The 3,383-nt window shown below is 32.2% G+C and carries 3 protein-coding genes and 1 pseudogene; 2 read left to right on the top strand and 2 right to left on the bottom strand.

What is annotated here, in order from left to right; genetic code table 11:
• Positions 1-902 precede the first annotated feature (902 nt).
• Together ACPYKA_RS19915 and tnpA are read right to left on the bottom strand one after the other, a co-directional pair.
• Positions 903-1,308 (bottom strand): annotated as a pseudogene (locus tag ACPYKA_RS19915) (IS66 family transposase); the annotation flags it as partial.
• Between the two features lie 452 nt (positions 1,309-1,760).
• Entirely contained in the window at positions 1,761-1,892 is a 132-nt protein-coding gene (gene tnpA, locus ACPYKA_RS19910; protein WP_412758733.1) for an IS66 family insertion sequence element accessory protein TnpA, read from the bottom strand.
• A gap of 465 nt (positions 1,893-2,357) precedes the next feature.
• On the opposite strand from tnpA, the gene ACPYKA_RS19905 reads away from it, so the two are divergent.
• Both ACPYKA_RS19905 and ACPYKA_RS19900 read left to right on the top strand, forming a co-directional pair.
• Positions 2,358-2,891, top strand: a complete 534-nt coding sequence (locus tag ACPYKA_RS19905; protein ID WP_328149808.1) for a hypothetical protein — start codon at positions 2,358-2,360, stop codon at positions 2,889-2,891.
• Between the two features lie 5 nt (positions 2,892-2,896).
• Positions 2,897-3,223, top strand: a complete 327-nt coding sequence (locus ACPYKA_RS19900; protein ID WP_328149809.1) for a hypothetical protein — start codon at positions 2,897-2,899, stop codon at positions 3,221-3,223.
• Positions 3,224-3,383: the final 160 nt, after the last annotated feature.

The raw sequence follows: 3,383 nt of genomic DNA, 5'->3' as shown, positions 1-3,383 counted from the left end.
ATACCGTTTTTGACTCATGATTCGGACACAACCTTTCGTTAGTTTAATATTAATGACTTAACCAAGTTGTGTCCATAAATCTATACTACATCTAGTACGCTCTGTAAAACGATATTGTGTATGAGCTCAAAAGATTAAATAATATCGTCTTTAACATGTGATTTTTGGAAGTATTGGTGTAGTTTCACACTGACTATGAAGGGCTTTTCTTTTAAGTAAGTAAATTAAATAGAGAGGTGGTTCTGAATGAAATTTAAGAAAGAAGACTTATTTAATATCTTATCATTTGCTTTAATAGGATCAATAATTGTTTTTATATTTAATGCATTCTCAGATTCGTTTAGAGAACTTGATTTAAATGTCTTAGACAGTTGTATAATAATTCTAATCTTAGCCATAATATATGGGGCAATTCTAAAGTTATTTAGAAGGTAAATCCAAATAACTCTGGACATAATTGTTATTGTAAGAAATTAAAAAATACTTAAGTAAGTGCAGATTTAGGTAAATATAGTTTTATCCGTTATTGCTTGAGGTACTTTCTAACGTTGAACAGATACCACAAGTTTAGGTTGACTCTTCCTTGGTTATGAATACACTAGAGGATGTTGCTTTCAATAAATCGTAACATAATACTTATCTAATTATGGGTGTGGATTATTTTTTGGGTATTCGGAAAATAGTGTGGAAAGAAGGGGTCCTCAAACTAAGTCATCAATTACAGTACGTTTATTTTATAAGGTTTATGAGCATTGTCGATTGATTCTGTTTGAGAGATAGGCTTCATTTTATAACTTAACAACATGAAACTTGTCAATTACAATTAGGGCATGTAGTATCACCCTTAACGTAAGCGTCAAATAGCCCACATCTATTAAGGTATGGGCTATTTTATACTCTAACTAAGATTTAATTTGAACTTTGACAGTTAATGGAATAGTCGTTGACCAAGGTAGGAGTTGATCTATCGCGTCTTCGTTTGTTGAATCAATGTTTGGCAACTGCTAAAATAGATACTTCAAATATTCAAATGGGCTTAGCCCATTCTCCTTTGCAGTTTCTGCTATACTATAAATAATTGCGCTCGACCCAGCACCCTTTGGTGTATTACTAAACAAGAAATTTCTTCTTCCGATCACGTAAGGTTTAATAGAGCGCTCCCTTCGATTGTTATCAATTTCTAATCGCGTATCCTTTAAAAAGACGGTTAATTTATTCCATTGGTTTGGACAATATTTAATTGCTTAACCGAGGGGCGCTTTTCGGCAAGACTTTTGGTGTTTGCATTTTTAGCCATGTTAAAAAAGCTCCAAAATTGTACTGAAGTATATGCAAGGTTAAACGATGTGATAAAAAGGAAGGCCATGGAAGATGCGTATATCGATCTGAATATTCAAGATTTCCCATCCTGGCAGGAGGATGCTAAGTTGATGGATTGGCTTACGGAGTTATGCAAGTAGCCTAATAATAAAAAATTATGGGAAGTATATTTATTACTTTGATTATGTAATAAGGGATTTTGTGAATCCCTACTTCCCATAATACAACACCCCTCATAATTTCGTAAATCAGTACTTCCACGCGCAAGATAAACACGTTCAATATCTGTCTCATTTAACATCTATTCTTAATGCCTTTACTACTTCCGAAAGAAGAGATGGATTGAATCCATGTTTAATTTCAATAGATGCTTGTCCTAATTTTATAAGGTTAGAAGAATCCGGATTATTATCGTACTTATCTACCTCAACTGACAGCCACTAAGATGAAGTGTTATCAACTTTTGGATCAGTATTTTGTTTCTTCTTCCAGTAATAAAACTGGCTTTCATGTACATTATTCTCATCGCACCATTTAGCAATGCTTAGTCCACTTTGTTTGTATGAAGAGATGCGTTCCTCCTAAACTAGCCTTTTCTCTTCGCGTGTCATGAAAAAAACCCCCTTAAAGATTTTCATAAGGAGATTATTACATAGCCCAATTAATATTAGAAGGTGGTCTATATTTAACGCATACCTACTTAACAGCACTATTATAAAGGAGCCCATATAACCATTCCCACAAGTTGGAATTAATGTCTTAGCATTTTGGTATGTAACTAATAACCGACCGAGAAGTTTTTTTCAAAACCTGCTTTTACAACCCGACTTATCAGTCTATCATTATGACATAAATACTAAAAACCAAAATCCTCTTTACAAAAATTAGTTGTTTAGAACCATTTTCTGTGAAAAAATATAAAAATTGTAAAATGGTGTTTAAAATCTTTTGGAAAAATGTTATTTTTGTATTGTTGTTGTAAAAATTGGTAAATTTCGCATCCACTAAGAATACAAGTAGATATGGAGGTGTTTTCTTTGCTCACATGGATAAGAGATGGGAAAGGATCTTCTATAACTCTTTTCCTTATATCGATTTTAGTTCTTTTTCTATCTTTTCTAATGGTATTCATAAATGATATAAGCAACGAAGAGTTAGTTAGGATATTAAATCTCTTAGAAACTGATGGAATCAAAGCATACGCTGTTTTTGGGCTAATTGGCCTTATGTTTTTAGCAGCTCTTGTGGCACAAATGTTTTTTGTATCATTTTTCCTACACCTTGTCTCAAAAGTTATATTTAGAATTCCTATGGAATTCGACAAATTCTATAAGGTTATTAAAATTTTTTACATATTCATTGGATTAGGTATATGTTGGCAGCTAATTAACGTTGTGAGTAATAGCATGATTATGTCTATAATATTTAATCCATTTATTATCTTAGGGTTTATAGCAATGTATTTATTAATCCTTTTCTTTACAAATGTTAGTAGAATTAAACCTTTTCTCTTTACAACGTTCTTATATGGTTCTTACTTAATATTTACTACAATAACTTTAGGGGGATAATAATAATGAATACAGTAAAAGTACAAAAAGTGAATTTGAATAGTAAGGATTTGGCTTATTTAGGTATAATGGTGGGTGTTATGTTAGCATTTGGAGTATTAGCTCAAAATATTTCATTTAATTTAGGTGGACTAGTACCTGGATTAACAGCAGCTGCAGCCTTAGAAGGACTTAGAAGAGCTCGTAAAGCTTGGAAGGCAGGTAAAGGAGTCAAAAAAGCACTAGCGGTTATATTTGGGTGGAATGTGGTTGGTTTAATCATTAGCTTCGCAGGAGACGCTGCTATTGGTTACGTACTTGATCATCAAATTAACACTTTAGCAAACTGGTAATTAAAATATTAAATTGGTAAATACCATGGAACTATTTATTAACTTTTAATAATATAAGAGGAAATGGATCTACGTCAAGTTTTTGGACACAAAAAGATTAAGTTTTTTTGCACAACAACCATTCATGGATTGTTCCACGTCCCAAGTAGATTGTCAAAGT

It is taken from the genome of Pseudogracilibacillus amylolyticus (SeqCode) (assembly GCF_051918545.1).
GTDB lineage: Bacteria > Bacillota > Bacilli > Bacillales > Amphibacillaceae > Pseudogracilibacillus.
The sequence above is the reverse complement of the archived record's forward strand: the minus strand, read 5'-3'. Positions and strand labels throughout refer to the sequence as shown.